Source organism: Williamsia sp. Leaf354 (genome assembly GCF_001424365.1).
GTDB lineage: Bacteria > Actinomycetota > Actinomycetes > Mycobacteriales > Mycobacteriaceae > Williamsia_A.
Window position 1 is genome coordinate 566,943 of sequence record NZ_LMPL01000001.1, and the last position, 13,361, is coordinate 580,303.

At 69.1% G+C, this 13,361-nt stretch carries 15 protein-coding genes; 10 read left to right on the top strand and 5 right to left on the bottom strand.

Going from position 1 to position 13,361, the window contains the following annotated elements; genetic code table 11:
* Window positions 1-72: 72 nt before the first annotated feature.
* Complete coding sequence (locus tag ASG12_RS02660) at window positions 73-1,440, top strand: MFS transporter (RefSeq protein WP_443089078.1); 1,368 nt, start codon at window positions 73-75, stop codon at window positions 1,438-1,440.
* Here the strand turns inward: ASG12_RS02660 and ASG12_RS02665 are convergent.
* Complete coding sequence (locus ASG12_RS02665; protein WP_055784853.1) at window positions 1,378-2,283, bottom strand: LysR family transcriptional regulator ArgP; 906 nt, start codon at window positions 2,281-2,283, stop codon at window positions 1,378-1,380. The two genes, ASG12_RS02660 and ASG12_RS02665, sit on opposite strands and share 63 nt — an antisense overlap.
* Before the next feature lie 70 nt (window positions 2,284-2,353).
* On the opposite strand from ASG12_RS02665, the gene ASG12_RS02670 reads away from it, so the two are divergent.
* Complete coding sequence (locus tag ASG12_RS02670; protein ID WP_055784856.1) at window positions 2,354-2,977, top strand: LysE/ArgO family amino acid transporter; 624 nt, start codon at window positions 2,354-2,356, stop codon at window positions 2,975-2,977.
* 4 nt (window positions 2,978-2,981) lie between these two features.
* Here ASG12_RS02670 and ASG12_RS02675 read toward each other — a convergent pair whose 3' ends face one another.
* Window positions 2,982-4,160, bottom strand: a complete 1,179-nt coding sequence (locus ASG12_RS02675) for a sensor domain-containing phosphodiesterase (RefSeq protein WP_055784858.1) — start codon at window positions 4,158-4,160, stop codon at window positions 2,982-2,984.
* 340 nt (window positions 4,161-4,500) lie between these two features.
* Between ASG12_RS02675 and ASG12_RS02680 the strand changes: the two genes are divergently transcribed.
* The 4 genes from ASG12_RS02680 to ASG12_RS02695 are packed head-to-tail and all read left to right on the top strand — an operon-like array spanning window position 4,501 to window position 8,034.
* Complete coding sequence (locus tag ASG12_RS02680) at window positions 4,501-5,415, top strand: ABC transporter ATP-binding protein (protein ID WP_055784860.1); 915 nt, start codon at window positions 4,501-4,503, stop codon at window positions 5,413-5,415.
* The gene (locus ASG12_RS02685; protein WP_055784862.1) at window positions 5,412-6,191 is read left to right on the top strand and encodes an ABC transporter permease; all 780 of its coding nucleotides are present in this window, start codon (window positions 5,412-5,414) and stop codon (window positions 6,189-6,191) included. The genes ASG12_RS02680 and ASG12_RS02685 overlap by 4 nt, the downstream gene beginning before the upstream one ends.
* 8 nt (window positions 6,192-6,199) lie before the next feature.
* Window positions 6,200-7,423: a sensor histidine kinase gene (locus ASG12_RS02690; RefSeq protein ID WP_235455902.1), complete on the top strand. Its 1,224-nt coding sequence runs from the start codon at window positions 6,200-6,202 to the stop codon at window positions 7,421-7,423.
* Window positions 7,420-8,034 carry a response regulator gene (locus tag ASG12_RS02695; protein ID WP_055784868.1) on the top strand — a complete coding sequence of 205 codons (615 nt, stop codon included), beginning with the start codon at window positions 7,420-7,422 and terminating at the stop codon, window positions 8,032-8,034. The genes ASG12_RS02690 and ASG12_RS02695 overlap by 4 nt, the downstream gene beginning before the upstream one ends.
* Window positions 8,035-8,259: 225 nt before the next feature.
* Here ASG12_RS02695 and ASG12_RS02700 read toward each other — a convergent pair whose 3' ends face one another.
* A complete protein-coding gene (locus ASG12_RS02700; RefSeq protein WP_055784872.1) occupies window positions 8,260-8,934 on the bottom strand; it encodes a YoaK family protein in 675 nt (224 codons plus the stop codon).
* Between the two features lie 53 nt (window positions 8,935-8,987).
* On the opposite strand from ASG12_RS02700, the gene ASG12_RS02705 reads away from it, so the two are divergent.
* The 3 genes from ASG12_RS02705 to ASG12_RS02715 all read left to right on the top strand — a co-directional run bounded on the left by ASG12_RS02705 (window position 8,988) and on the right by ASG12_RS02715 (window position 11,380).
* The gene (locus ASG12_RS02705) at window positions 8,988-9,584 is read left to right on the top strand and encodes a DinB family protein (protein WP_055784875.1); all 597 of its coding nucleotides are present in this window, start codon (window positions 8,988-8,990) and stop codon (window positions 9,582-9,584) included.
* Complete coding sequence (locus ASG12_RS02710) at window positions 9,581-10,909, top strand: alpha-hydroxy-acid oxidizing protein (protein WP_055784880.1); 1,329 nt, start codon at window positions 9,581-9,583, stop codon at window positions 10,907-10,909. Before ASG12_RS02705 ends, ASG12_RS02710 begins: the two co-directional genes overlap by 4 nt.
* Window positions 10,910-10,975: 66 nt before the next feature.
* Window positions 10,976-11,380 (top strand): PLD nuclease N-terminal domain-containing protein, encoded by a 405-nt coding sequence (locus ASG12_RS02715; RefSeq protein ID WP_055784883.1) that lies wholly within the window; start codon window positions 10,976-10,978, stop codon window positions 11,378-11,380.
* Window positions 11,381-11,400: 20 nt separating this feature from the next.
* Here ASG12_RS02715 and ASG12_RS02720 read toward each other — a convergent pair whose 3' ends face one another.
* Window positions 11,401-11,880: a DUF2231 domain-containing protein gene (locus tag ASG12_RS02720; protein WP_055784886.1), complete on the bottom strand. Its 480-nt coding sequence runs from the start codon at window positions 11,878-11,880 to the stop codon at window positions 11,401-11,403.
* 46 nt (window positions 11,881-11,926) lie between these two features.
* Entirely contained in the window at window positions 11,927-12,811 is an 885-nt protein-coding gene (locus ASG12_RS02725; protein ID WP_055784889.1) for an alpha/beta fold hydrolase, read from the bottom strand.
* A 116-nt stretch (window positions 12,812-12,927) separates the two neighbouring features.
* On the opposite strand from ASG12_RS02725, the gene ASG12_RS02730 reads away from it, so the two are divergent.
* A complete protein-coding gene (locus ASG12_RS02730; RefSeq protein WP_055787482.1) occupies window positions 12,928-13,356 on the top strand; it encodes a DoxX family protein in 429 nt (142 codons plus the stop codon).
* Window positions 13,357-13,361 lie beyond the last annotated feature (5 nt).

Below are 13,361 nucleotides of genomic sequence, written 5' to 3' on the forward strand. Positions count from 1 at the left end.
ATCGAGGGGCAGGGTCGTCCTGTTACACCCGGGGCGAAACTCGGTGGCGTCTGCGCCGCCGAAACGGGCATCCTGGACGGTGTGAGCGTGGCCGAGACGTCGACCGGCGCCGAGCGATCGCGGTTGCCGCGTGCCCTGGCGCCGTTGGCCCGTACCCAATACCGCTTGCTCGCGATGGGTCTCGTGCTGGCGACGTTCGCCGACGGCATCTGGACCGTCGGCGTCGTCTGGCAGGTCATCGCCCTCGGTGGCGGACCCGGTGCGCTGTCGGCGATCACCACGCTCGCCGCGATCGGGATGGTCGTGTCCACGCTGTTCGGCGGCGTGCTCGCCGACCGGATGTCACAGCGCACCATCCTCATCGCGCTCGAGGTCGTGAAGCTGGTCGCCATCGGCGGTGTCGGACTGCTGGGTGTCACCGGAAATCTCGGTGTCGGTGCACTCGCCGTCGTCGGGTTGATCGGTGGCATCACCACCGGCATCTACTACCCGGCGTACTCGGCGTTGGTGCCGCGCGTGGTGCCGCCGGCGGAACTGCTCGCGGTCAACGGGTTCGAGGGCACCCTGCGTCCGGTCATCTTCCAGGCCGCGGGTCCGGCACTCGCCGGCGGACTGATCGCGATGTCCGCACCTCCCGTGGCGATCCTCGGGTCGGCCGTGGCGAGCGCACTCTCGGCGGTCTTCTACATGCGGATGCGACCGGTGGTCGTCGAGCGTGTGACCGACGATCGACATCCGGTGCGTCGCACGGTCGCCGAGATCGCCGAGGGCTTCGGCTACATGTGGCGCACACCGTGGCTGCTGGCCACGTTGTTGTTCGCGCTGATCCTGGTGATGATGACCGCCGGCCCGCTGGAGGTGTTGGTCCCGTTCGCGATCAAGGACCGCGCCGGTGGTGACGCCGGCTCGCACGCCATGGTGCTGGCGGCCTTCGGTGTCGGAGGCGCGCTGGGGTCGCTGTACATGGCGTCGCGACCCATGCCGCGTCGCTACCTGACGATCATGTTCGTCGTGTGGGGTCTCAGCGGACTCCCGTTGATCGCCTTCGCGTTCGCCGACCACGTCGCCATGTTCGTGGTGGCCGCCTTCGTCATGGGCATCACCTTCGACGCGCCGATGGTGCTGTGGGGGACGCTCCTGCAACGGCGCGTGCCGCCGGCGATGCTGGGTCGTGTCTCGAGCCTCGACTTCTTCGTCTCGGTCGCCTTCATGCCCGTGTCGATGGCGGTGGCCGCACCGGTCGCGGGCGCCGTCGGTCTCACCACGACGTTCCTCCTGGCCGCGGTCATCCCCGTCCCGGTCGCCGTGATCGCCTACGCCGCAGCACGACTCGCTCACGACGAGATCGCGCATCCGTTGCGCGACACGGGGGCGACGTCACACGAGGAAGTCGCGACCGGCAGCGACGATGAGGTCGGTCAGCTCCGCGATCAGCGGTGAGTTGACCGTCCAGTACTGCCAGTACAACTCGATGTCGACATGGTCGTCGGAGAGCACCACGACGGTGCCGGCGGCGAGGGCGTCGGCGATCTGCGCCTGCGGCACCGTGCCCCACCCGGCGCCGAGTTCGACGGCGCGGTGGTACTCGGTCGACGCAGGGATGTACGTGGTCGGCGGCGACAGCGGTGTGCGGGTGTGGCGTCGGATGAGGGCGGCCATGATCGTGTCCTTGCGGTCGAAGGCCACCATCGGCGCTCGCGCGAGGTCGCGTGCGTTCAGCCCGTCCGGGAACCACGTACGCGCGAAGTCGGCACTCGCCACCGGGAGGTAGCGCGTCGCGCCGAGACGTCGTTCGGTGCACCCCCGGATCGGGGTGGGATCGGAGGTGAGGGCGCCCAGCACCTGCCCCGACCGCAGGTACTCGGTGTTGTGGCTCTCGTCGTCGCGCATCACCTCGATGGCGACGTCGAACCGGTTCTGCATGTCCACGATCACCGGCAGCAACCAGATGGCGAGCGAGTCGGCGTTGCTCGCGATGGGCAGGTGCACCCGTGGACGGTCGCGCGGATCGTCCGGTTCGTGCTCGGCGGCGCCGGTCAGTTCAGCGAAGGCGCTGGAGGTCAACAGATCCCACTGCTTGGCGAGGCGGAGCAGCACCTCGCCGTCGGTGGTCGCGACGCACGGTTTGCTGCGCCGCACCACGACCCGTCCGACGTCGGACTCGAGTGCCTTGATCCGCTGACTGATTGCCGACGGCGTCACGTGCAGGGCGCGAGCGGCGGCATCGAAGGTGCCCTCGCGCACCACCGCGGCCAGGGTCGCGAGGCCGTCACTCGTGATCATGAAGTGATTCTAATGATTCGTGAAAATCATTCGCTGGATTGATGGTGGATCCGTCATTAGCGTCGTCGGCATGAACCCACTGCCCATTGCACTGACCGGACTCGCCACCGGTGCCGGCCTGATCATCGCGATCGGTCCGCAGAACGTCATGGTGCTGCGCAACGGTGTCGCACGGACCCACGTCGTCCCCATCGTCGCGGTGTGCGCGGTCTCCGATCTGGTCCTGATCCTCGCGGGTGTGGTCGGCCTCGGCGCCGTCGTCTCCGGGCACCCGGGCATCGTGACCGTGGCGACGGTGCTCGGCGCCGGCTACGTGATCGTGTTGGGGCTCATGGCCGCTCGTCGCAGCCTGGCGCCGACGGCCATCGCGAGCGGGGAGGTCACCTCCCGTTCGGGCAGCCGGTCACGATGGGCCGCCGTCGGTGCCGCACTCGCTCTCACGTGGCTCAACCCGCACGTCTACCTCGACACCGTGCTGACCCTCGGGGCGATCGCCAACAGCCACGGCCCCGAGGGGAAGTGGGCGTTCGCGATCGGCGCCGGCGCGGCCAGCATCCTGTGGTTCTGCGCCCTGGGATTCGCCGCGGGCAAGCTGGCGCCGCTGTTCACCCGGCCTCGCGCCTGGCAGATCCTCGACGCGTTCGTCGCCGTCGTGATGCTGGCCGTCGGCGCGATGCTGCTCGCGTCGCTGTGACGCCTCAGCGCGGCGCGAGACCCACGATGATCGACCGTGCGATCTCGGCGACCACGGTGCGATCGGTCGTGATGCACCACCGATAGTCGTCCGAGCCCGGTCCGTCGATGGCCGTGGCGATGACCGCGACCGCATGACCTGCGGCGATCACCGCCACCGCGAAGGTGTCGTCGGGCGCGGTGTCCGGGGTGAGCGGTCCGAGGACGCCCGGCTGCGGCGCACGGCCGAGCCCCGGACCGGTGAGACCGACCAGGAGCTGCCGTCGGGCCAGGTCGCGGTAGCGCGCCGCGATCTCCGCGGAGATGTGACGCGCACCCTGCAGCGCCGCGACCACACACCCCGGCGTGGTCTCCTCCAGCGCGGCGTTCTCGACCGCGTCGCACATCGACAACACGTCGGCCAGCGTGCCCACCGCCGTGGGCACCCGATCAGAGATCGCACGTAGGGGATCGACGCGTCCGCGTGTCGTGTCGACCAGGCGGGGTCGCGGTCCCACCAGCGGCGCGACATCCGACAGCGGCCCCGGACGGCCGTACCGGAATCCCTGACCGAGGGTCGCGCCCAGTTGGTCGGCGCACCGCTCGTGGGCGGAGGTCTCGACCCCTTCGGCGATGATCGCCACATCGTGACGGCGGGCGTACTCGCCGGCGATGGTGATCGCGAGGGCGGTCTCGATGGTCGACTCGTCCATATGGGTGAGCCCACGGTCGAGCTTCACCACGTCGGGAGCGATGACATCGAGAAGCGCGAGGCCGTCGACCTGCGCACCGATGTCGTCGAGCGCGATGCCGTACCCGGATCTCCGTGACTGCTCCACCGTGCGGAGCACGCTCGACGGATCGCTGAGCAGGGTGCGCTCGGTCAGTTCGAGCACGATCTGGATACCCGACTCCTCGACGTCGGCCAGCAACCGGTCGTCGTGCCACGGTGGCGGTGAGGCCAGGGTGTCCGGTTCGACGTTCATGAACAGGTATTGGCTGCGATCCATCTCGTCGACCACCGCCGTCTCGAACGCGCGTCGTCGACACCACCAGTCCAGTCGGGCCACCTCGCCGAGAGCGCGGGCGACGTCGAACGCCTCGACCGGGTTGACCCCGGGTGACTCGGGCCACCGGGCCAGCGCCTCGAACCCGATGACGTCACGGCTGTCGAGCCGGACGATGGGCTGGAAGACCGGCGCCACCCGCGAAGGGTGGTCCAGTATGTGTGTGATCCCGCGTCTGATCGGCGCCAACGAACACCTCGTCCACTTCTGCGAATCGACCGTGGACATGTCGAATCGGATTCCCGCATCGCATGAGAAGTGCTGATCGCGCTGGTAGTTCCCCCCACCACCGCGGCACCGCCCCCCCGAGGCCTGTCGTGCGAAAAGCTTAACGCATACCCCAAACACGCTGTGGTGCCGTGAAGAGCTGATCCGCCATCCTGGTCGGCGCGGCCCGTCGGTGGATCCACCGATCGGTTGATCCCGGTGTAACCGACCGGTCGATGCCGCGAGCCCGTTTCCCGACGACGCTGATGACATGGCAATCATTCGAGTGGAACATCTGAGCAAGGGCTACCCCGGTGGCCGTGGCGTCGTCGACGTCGGATTCGAGGTCGCCGAGGGCGAGATCTTCGGGATCCTCGGCCCCAACGGCGCGGGCAAGACGACGACCGTCGAGTGCATCGGGGGTCTACGCACCCGTGACGGCGGTGTCGTGGAGGTGGCCGGACACGACCCGGCCGACGAATCCCCTGACCTCCGTGAGGTGTTGGGGATCCAACTGCAGGAGTCGTTGCTGCCGGACAAGATTCGGGTCGGTGAGGCGCTCTCGCTGTACGCGAGCTTCTACCGCAACCCCTTCGACATCGCCGAGCTCACCGAGCGCCTCGGGTTGGGCCCACAGCGCGACGTCGCCTTCTCCCGGCTCTCCGGAGGGCAGAAGCAACGACTGTCGGTGGCCCTCGCCCTCGTCGGCCGTCCGCGAGTGGCGATCCTCGATGAGCTCACCACCGGTCTCGACCCGCAGGCGCGCCGCGAGGTGTGGGGCCTGCTCGAGGACCTGCGGACGACCGGCGTCACGCTGCTCCTGGTGTCGCACTTCATGGAAGAGGCTCAGCGACTGTGTGACCGGGTCGCCGTCATCGACTCGGGACGTGTCGTCGCCCTCGGGACGCCGACCGAACTCGCCGATCGCGTGGGCGGGGCCCAGGTGATGACCTTCGTGCCGTCCGCCCCGGTCGACCTAGGCACCATCCGTGCGCTGACCGCGGTGTCCGACACCGAGACACGCGGTGAGGTCGTTCACGTCACCGGTGACGCCGAGATGGTCGCCGACGTGCTCGCCGCCCTGCGCGCGCAGGGGGTCTCCGCCGGACACCTCCGCGTCGAACAACCCACCCTCGATGACGCTTTCGTCTCGCTCGTCACCCACGGAAAGGACCTGCACTCATGACCACCACACTGTCGCCGCGCACATCCGGCCTCACACTGCCGCACGGACTGCCCGGCATCCTCACCTCCGAGGCGCGTCTGATGGCCCGCAACCCCGCCCTGGTGGTGTGGGTCGCCGCCCTGCCGCTCATCGCGTCGATCGTGCTGGGGGTCATCCCCGCCACGACCCGATCGGTCGCCGACCTCGACGGCTCGAGTTGGTTCACCGCCTACCAACCCATCCTGGTGATGTTCTCCGCGGTGCTCCTGAGCGTCCAGATCCTCCCCGACGTGCTCACGCGGTACCGGGAGATGGGGATCCTGCGACGCCTGCGCACCACACCGGCATCACCGGCGGCGCTGCTGGCCGCGCAGGTGATCCTGTGCCTCGCGGTCGAGGTCGTCGTGGTCGCGGCGATGGTGGGTGTCCCCGCCGCGTTCGGTGCACCGCTGCCGCGCAACGGGATCGGGTTCGTGCTGGCACTCGCGTTCGCCGTCGCGGCGATGCTGTCGATCGGGATGGTGCTCGCGAGTGCGTTCCGCAGCAACAAGATCGCCGCCGCCGTGGGCACCGTCCTGTTCTTCGCCCTGCAGTTCTTCGCCGGCCTGTGGATCCCGCGGGCGTCGATGCCGGGGTGGCTGCGCGGCATCTCCGACGGCACACCCAGCGGGTCGGCGGTCGGTGCGCTGACCAGCGCCATCGACGGTGGTTGGCCGAGCCTCCTGCACCTCGGGGTCCTCGCGGCGTGGACCGTCGTCCTCGCGGCGGTGTCGGTGCGGGTCTTCCGATGGGAATGAGCTCGACGATGTCGCGGCGCCCGGCGTGGCAGGATCAGCCCATGCGTGGGCAGCAACGCACCCCGGAGCCGCTGAACTGGCAGCGATTCGACATCGCGCCGGTCTGGCTGACGGTGATCCCCGGTGGACTCATCCTGGCGTCGCTGATGATCAGCGCGCTCGTGGGACTGCCCGCCGACACCGATGCGTTCATCGCCCTGATCGTCCTGTCGGCGGCGGCCTTCGCGCTGCAGTGCACGTGGGTGCGCCGCAGCACGGTGTCGAGCCGGGCTCGTGTGCTGATCGTGGTCGTGCAGTTCGCGTTCACCGCGTCGCTCATCTGGCTCAGCCCGTTCTACGGGATCTACGCGTTCATGGGGTACCTGACCGCGTTGATGATGTTCACCGGTGGCGGTCTCTGGATCGCGATGACCGCCAACGCCGTGCTGGCGGCGGTGTCGCAGATCGGCGGGTTCGACCAACTCGGGCGGTCGTGGCCCGCGTTCTGCGTCCTGGTGCTGATCAACACCGGGTTGGTCGTCTTGTTCAGCTGGGTGGGCGCGCGCCGCGACGAGGAGGTCGCCCGGCGCGAGGCCGCGGTGCACGAGCTCGAGCAGGTGCAACAGCGCAATGTCGAACTGCAGGAACAACTCCTGCTGCGGGCGCGGGAACAGGGTGTGCTCGAGGAGCGTGCACGGCTGTCACGGGAGATCCACGACACCGTCGCCCAGGACCTCGTCGCCATCGTCAGTCAGCTCGAGGCCATCGACGGCACCGACTGGCGCGGCCGGGTCGACACCGCGAAAGATCTGGCCCGCTCCGGTCTCGGCGAGGCCCGACGCGCCGTGTACGCGCTGCGGTCGCCGATGCTCGACGCGCAGCCCCTGCCGGTCGCGGTCACCGAACTGGTGAACGCCTGGGCGACCGTCCACCGGCTGGCCGCGCACGTCGAGATCGCCGGCGACCCCGTCCCCACCGACGCCGATCAGGACCTCTTGCGGATCTGTCAGGAGGCGTTGTCGAACGTGTCGCGGCACGCACATGCCCGCGCGGTCGACGTCTGCCTGTCCTATGTCGAGGAGGGTGTGCTGCTCGACATCAAGGACGACGGCGACGGCTTCGACCCGCAGCGGATCCGCGAGGGCAACGGGTTGCGGGGGATGCGTGAGCGGGTGTCGTCGTCGGGTGGCACGGTCGACATCGCCACCGAGATCGGCGGAGGATGCCTGGTGAGCGCGGTGGTGCCGGCATGACCATCCGACTGGTGATCGCCGACGACCACCCGATCGTCCGCGACGGCGTGACCGGCATGCTCGCCGGCGACGAGCGGATCGAGGTCGTCGGTGCGGCGTCGTCGGGGCCCGAAGCCGTCGCCCAGGTCACCGAGCTCGATCCCGACGTCGTATTGATGGACCTCCGGATGCCCGGCGGCGACGGCGTTCCCGCCATCGAGGCGCTGCGACGCCGAGACCGCGCCCGGCCGCGGATCCTGGTGCTCACCACCTTCGATGCTGACCGCGACATCGCGGGCGCGATCGATGCCGGCGCGGACGGATATCTCCTGAAGGCGCTCGGGCGTGACGAACTGATCGCCGCCGTCGTCGACGCCGCGGCCGGACGAAGTGTGTTGGCGCCCAGCGCCGCCCAGAGCCTGATGGCTCGGCGGCACCACGAGGAGCTCACCGACCGGGAGGTCGAGGTCCTCACCCGCATCGCCGGTGGAGGGACGAATCGGACGGTCGCGCAGGGCCTGGTGATCAGCGAGGCGACCGTCAAGACCCATCTGCTCCACATCTACTCGAAGCTCGGGGTCCGCGACCGCGCCGCTGCGGTCCGCGTCGCCTACGAACGAGGCCTCCTCTGACCCACCCCGACCGTGCACTTATCCGCATCGATCGTGCAGATACCTCCGTCGATCGTGCACTTACCTCCGTCGAGCGGGCATCTGTTCGCATCCATCGGGCACAACCCGCGGTGCAGAAGCCCACGAACAAGGTCGATGCGGGTAAATGCCCGATCGACGGCTCCATCTGCCCCGTCGATGCGGGCAAATGCCCGATCGATGGCGTTACCTGCCCGATCGACGCACCTACCTGCCCGATCGACGCACGTAACTGCCCGGTCGGCGGAGGGTGAGGAACAGCACCGCGGCGACGAGTAGCGGCGGGAGCAGGGGTGCCGCGACGGCGGCGTGCGACACCAGCGCACCCGACGCAGAGGCCCCGGCCAGCAACGACAGCAACCCCTGGGCGGCAGACCGGTTGAGCCGACCGTCGACGACGAGATCGGTGAGCAGTCCGGTGAGCGTGCCGGTGAAATAGGTGCTCGACAGCCCCGGCACACCGACGAGGGCGAAGGCCCGGGTCTGCACCCCCATCGCGCCGGCGGCGAGCACCAACGCCGCGTACGCGGTCGCGCCCGCGGGGTGGGAATCCGCCGCGATCCACAGAGCGGCCACACACACCAGCGCAACGAGTTCGACCAGGTGGAGCCACCCGAGGCGCCGAGCGGCGGAGCGACTCGACCGGGTGAACCCCGCGGCCAATGCCACCCCGACGGCGTAGGCGAGCACGGCGACCGCCGCGTGCGACATCGCCGTGGCGTCGCCCGAACCGATGCCGACACCGATCACGACCACGTTCCCGGTGATCACACTGGCGAACACGTGGCCGAGGCCGGTGAACACGACGACGTCGACCGCCCCGGACGCCGCGCTCAGCAGGCACCCGATCAGCGTCGCCGGCGGCCGCGAAACCGTGTTCACCCCCGCAACCCTAGGCAGCCCGCCGACCGGGGCGCGGGATTAGGCTCGCACGCATGAGCGCCGACGCCCTGACCGTGCTCCAGCATCAGCTGCAGGCCCGCCTGCAACTCCTCCGCGACGCGGCCCTGTGGAAGCTCGAGGGCCTCGACTCCTACGACCTCCGTCGCCCGCTGACGCCCACGGGCACGAATCTGCTGGGACTGGTCAAACATCTGGCCGGGGTCGAGTTGGACTATTTCGGCGACACCTTCGGCCGCCCCACCGACATCGCCACACCGTGGCGGGGCAGCGACGACGACGCCGACCTGTGGGCCGCCGCCGACGAATCCGTCGATGACATCGTCGCGCTGTACCGGCAATCCTGGGCGCACGCGCAGGAGACCTTCGACGCGTCGACGCTCACCACCACTGGCACCGTGCCGTGGTGGCCGCCCGAGAAGCGCGACGTCACACTCGGTCTCGTGCTGGTGCACATGATCACCGAGACGGCCCGACACGTCGGGCAGATGGACATCCTCCGCGAGGGGATCGACGGCGCCGCAGGCATGTACGAGACGAACGACAACCTGTCCCATGCCGATCAGCGCGCCCGCGACCAGTACGTGGCACGGCTACAGAGTGTGGCCGACGCCGTGAAAGGGAGATCATGACCGATCAGATCGAACGCCCCACCGCGACACCGCCGTCGCCGGGACGTGCCCGCCAGAACGCCATCTACTCGGCCGGTGTGTTCGGCCACATCCCCTCGGTGCCTGCTGATTTCGCCGAGCTTGAGCGTCGCGCGAAGCGGGCGATGGGTCCGCGGGCGTGGGCGTACATCGGTGGCGGTGCCGGCGAGGGTGCGACGATGCGCGCGAATCGTGCCGCGTTCGACGACTGGGCGATCGTGCCCCGCGTGCTGCGCGACGTCTCCCGACGCGACCTGTCGGTCGACCTCTTCGGTACCACCCTGCCCGCGCCCGTGCTGTTCTCGCCGGTGGGTGCCGGGGAGCTCGCCCACCCCGACTCCGACATTCACATCGGTTCCGCCGCAGCAGAGCTCGGTGTCCCCTACATCTTCTCCAACCAGGGTTGCTCGCCGATGGAGGACACCGCGGCCGCTATGGAGGCGGTGACGCCGGGGGCGCCGCGCTGGTTCCAGCTGTACTGGTCGACCGACGACGCCCTCGTCGAGTCCCTCGTGCGACGCGCGGAGACCATGGGCGCCGAGGCGATCGTCGTCACCCTCGACACCACCATGCTGGGGTGGCGTCCGCAGGATCTGAACCTCGGATCGTTGCCGTTCGCGCGCGCCGAGGGCATCGCGCAGTACACCTCGGACCCGCGGTTCCGCGACATCGTCGCCGAGCGGATCGCGAACCCCTCGGGCGCAGCGGGACCGAAGGTCGAGCTCACCCGCGCCGCCGTGTCCACCCTGTTCTCGATGGCGCGCCACCTGCCGGGATCGCTTCTCAAGAACCTGGCGTCGCCGGTCCCCAAGCAGTCGGTGCAGACGTTCCTCGACATCTACTCGCGGCCGTCGCTCACCTGGGACGACATAGCGGGGCTGCAGAAACGGACGTCACTGCCGGTCGTGTTGAAGGGCATCCTGCACCCCGACGACGCGCGCACCGCGGTGGAGATGGGCATCGACGGCATCATCGTCTCCAATCACGGTGGGCGACAGGTCGACGGCTCCATCAGTTCACTGCACGCGCTGCCCGACGTGGTGGCGGCCGTGGACGGGCGGGCGAAGGTGCTCATCGATTCCGGTGTCTACACCGGAGCCGACGCGTTCAAGGCGCTCGCGCTCGGGGCCGACGCCGTCTGCATCGGTCGCCCCCACATGTACGGCCTCGCGATCAACGGTCGCGAGGGCGCCCGCGACGCCGTCGCGAACATCATCGCCGAGCTCGACCTCACGCTGGGACTGTCGGGGCACGCCGACGTCAGCTCCCTCACCCCGGACGTACTCCGGCACATGGGTCGGCGCTGACCGTTCCTCCCCGCCGTTCAACCGTGCGATAGTGGTCGTCGTCGGTGACCGGTTCGCGGAGGTGTGATGCCCTATTTCGAGATGATCGGGACCTCGGCCCTGCCGTACTCCGCCCTGCTGACGGGCCTGCTGATCGTGCTGGCAGTGGTCGGGGCGATCGACGTGCTCGGCCGCGACACCGTCTACATCCGCGGGCTCCCGCAATGGGCGTGGCTGCTGATCGTGGTGGCGTTCCCCGTCGTCGGGCTGCTCGCCTGGCTCCTCATCGGGCGGCGCCGTAGGCGCCGTCCGCGTCGCGCGCGGACCGACCCAGTGGCGAGTGCCTTCCCGGAGTACGACCGCAAGGGCCGCTTCGTGCCGTCCGATCCCGAGGCCGACGCGGCGTTCCTGCAGCAGTGCCGCGAGCGGGCCGAGCACCAGCGCCGGGTCGCCGAGATAGAACGTCGTCGCAGGGAGTCGCGCGGGTTCTGACCAGTGGGTGGGTCGTGCCGCTATCCCAACCAGACCGAGCGCGCGCCACTCTCGCCCACGAGGTACACCATGACAATCGCCGCGATGGCGAAGCCGACGACGATCACGGCGGCGGCCACCGACGAGATCGTCACCGTGCGAGAGGGTATCGACACCTTCGAGGCGACCTTGCCCATGATCCAGTCGTTGTTCAGCGCCCAAAAGACGACGATGAACACGAACAGCGGTGCGACGACGATGATCATCTTGTCGCCGAGTTCGGTGTGATCGGCGAGGTACTGGTTCGGGCCGACCTTCTTCTCCAGTGACTCACCGGCGCTGGTCGTGAGCGGGGTCATGATCACCGCGACGAGCCCGGCGATCGGCGCGATGATGCCGATCTTGCGGCGAGCCGCCGGCCACACCACCGCGAGGATGCCGAGGACCGCCGCCAGCGGGATCGCGACCACGGTGAGATGCACGAACAGCGGGTGCGCCGGGATGCCGTTGATGGTGTCCATCGCCTCAGCATAGGAGCCGAGTGCGGCTCACGACGCCATTGTCCGATTAGTCGGTGGAGACCTCCGGCGACCCGATCAGCTTGTCGCGCAGCCACTCGACGAGATCGCCGATGACCTCGGCCCGGTTGGTCTCGTTCACGATCTCGTGTCGGGCACCGGGGTACACGTGGGTGGTCACGTCCGCCACGCCCGCGTCGCGCAACCGATCGACCAACGGCGTGAACAACGCCAGACTGCCGTTCACCGGGTCCTGATCGCCGACCGCGATGTACAACGGCAGATCCGACCGAATCCGCGCGAGCACCGCGGGGTCGGCCAGCGGACGTGCCCCGACGAACATGGCGCGGCTCGCATCACCGTCGAGTCCGAAGCCGCACAACGGATCTGCGACATACGCGTCGACCGCGGCCTCGTCACGGCTGAGCCACTCGAATCCGGTCCGCGGTTCGAACGGCGCGTTGAAGACGGCGAGGTCCAGTGGTGCGTCGAGGTCGAGTGCCGGTTCGAGGATGTCGATCGCCGCGGTGCCCGACAGTGCGACGGCGTCGAACGCGTCGCTGTGCGCCGGCAGCACCTGCTGGGTCGCGAACGACCCCATGCTGTGCGCGAACACGCCGATGGGAAGCCCGGGTTCGCGCTGTCGGATCCAGCGGGCCACCTCGGCGATGTCGTCGACGAGAGCCGACCATCCGGTGCTCCCGATCTCACCGGGAACGCCGTCACCGATCCCCGCACCGTGGCCGCGTTGGTCGTATCCGTAGACGGCGACGCCCGCGGCGGTGAGTGCCGCGGCGACGTGGTCGTAGCGCAGCACGTGCTCGCCCATGCCGTGGACGATCATCACGACCGCGCGAGGATCGCTCTCGGGTGCCCACCGGTACACGGGAAGCGTTGTGCCAGTGCTGTCGGTGAACTCCGCGGACTCTCTCACCGGACCGACGGTACAAGCCACGGTGCAGGCCGGGAGTGGTTTCTGGAGACGACCGATGAGTTCCGGTGCCGGTGTCGGTCAACCCCACCGACACCATCACATCCACGGAGGACACCATGACCACCACAGCCACCATCCCCGCCGACACGACCACCACCACTCGCCGATCGCGCACCCACACCGCCGGAGTGGTTCTCAGCGTGCTGCTCGGCGCGTTCCTGCTGTTCGACATCCTCGGCAAGCTCTTCCAACCCGAATCCGTCGTCGAGGGCACCGAGAAGCTCGGCTTCAGCACCACCCAGGCGACGGTGATGGGCATCGTTCTCGCCCTCTGCCTTGTCGTGTGGGCCATCCCGCGGACCGCGGTGCTGGGCGCGATCGGGATCACCGCCTACCTCGGCGGAGCGGTCACCGCGAACTGGAACGACGACGCACCGCTGGCGAGCACCACGCTGTTCGCCGTGTACTTCGGTGTCGCACTGTGGATCGCGATGGTGCTCCGTCGCCCGGCCCTGCTCGCCGTGCTCGGACTGCGAAAGAGCTGACGACA

Coding starts and splice junctions, on each gene's coding strand:
- ASG12_RS02665 (WP_055784853.1), bottom strand. CDS start 2,283: ATGATCACGAGTGACGGCCTCGCGACCCTGGCCGCGGTGGTGCGCGAG.
- ASG12_RS02670 (WP_055784856.1), top strand. CDS start 2,354: ATGAACCCACTGCCCATTGCACTGACCGGACTCGCCACCGGTGCCGGC.
- ASG12_RS02680 (WP_055784860.1), top strand. CDS start 4,501: ATGGCAATCATTCGAGTGGAACATCTGAGCAAGGGCTACCCCGGTGGC.
- ASG12_RS02685 (WP_055784862.1), top strand. CDS start 5,412: ATGACCACCACACTGTCGCCGCGCACATCCGGCCTCACACTGCCGCAC.
- ASG12_RS02690 (WP_235455902.1), top strand. CDS start 6,200: ATGTCGCGGCGCCCGGCGTGGCAGGATCAGCCCATGCGTGGGCAGCAA.
- ASG12_RS02695 (WP_055784868.1), top strand. CDS start 7,420: ATGACCATCCGACTGGTGATCGCCGACGACCACCCGATCGTCCGCGAC.
- ASG12_RS02705 (WP_055784875.1), top strand. CDS start 8,988: ATGAGCGCCGACGCCCTGACCGTGCTCCAGCATCAGCTGCAGGCCCGC.
- ASG12_RS02710 (WP_055784880.1), top strand. CDS start 9,581: ATGACCGATCAGATCGAACGCCCCACCGCGACACCGCCGTCGCCGGGA.
- ASG12_RS02715 (WP_055784883.1), top strand. CDS start 10,976: ATGCCCTATTTCGAGATGATCGGGACCTCGGCCCTGCCGTACTCCGCC.
- ASG12_RS02720 (WP_055784886.1), bottom strand. CDS start 11,880: ATGGACACCATCAACGGCATCCCGGCGCACCCGCTGTTCGTGCATCTC.
- ASG12_RS02730 (WP_055787482.1), top strand. CDS start 12,928: ATGACCACCACAGCCACCATCCCCGCCGACACGACCACCACCACTCGC.